This is a genomic window from Dellaglioa sp. CoH-57-MRSF-22 (assembly GCF_056781895.1).
Genome location: NZ_JBXAXT010000066.1, coordinates 1 through 517, shown reverse-complemented (window position 1 = coordinate 517; position 517 = coordinate 1). Strand labels below are relative to the sequence as shown.

Annotated in this window: 1 protein-coding gene; it reads right to left on the bottom strand. The window is 57.1% G+C overall.

Translation table 11 applies throughout. The features are described 5' to 3' along the window. A partial coding sequence (locus AC1RPR_RS08175; protein WP_481763464.1) for a hypothetical protein occupies nucleotides 1-302 on the bottom strand: 302 nt, incomplete at its 3' end. Between the last annotated feature and the right edge of the window lie 215 nt (nucleotides 303-517).

Here is a 517-nt window from a genome sequence, read left to right as displayed (position 1 = left end):
CGCTGCGTGCGCAGCTCAGCGCCGTCTTGCGTGCCCAGTTCCCACGCTGCGGCCTGCGAACCGGCCTTGGCAAACGGATTGTCGAATGCGCGACCATCCACGGCCTTCGAGTAGCCTTCGTTGTAGGCCACCATCAGACCGAGCAGATGGAACTTGTTGAGCATCGGCCAGCGATGGTCCTCTGCCGCGACCTTCAGTTGAGTCTCAGCCGCTTCGGGCGTGATGCGGCCCTTGAATGCTTCTGCGATCAGGGCAGCGGCAAACTCGGTCGGCACATACGAGTATTTCTGTTCTTGGCTCATGGTAGCTCCTTCAGTTCAAGTAGGCGGTTGGAATCGTGAAATCCCGCATGAACGCATTCTGCTCCATCCACTGGGTCAATGTCAAGAGCGAAAGTTGCTCGTGCAGCATCGCCAGCGGATATTTGCGGTCCTAGATGTAGACATCAATCTCGAATTCTAGCGCACTCATCATGCGTGCGTCAATACGCACCAGCGTGTCATCATCCATGTGCTCC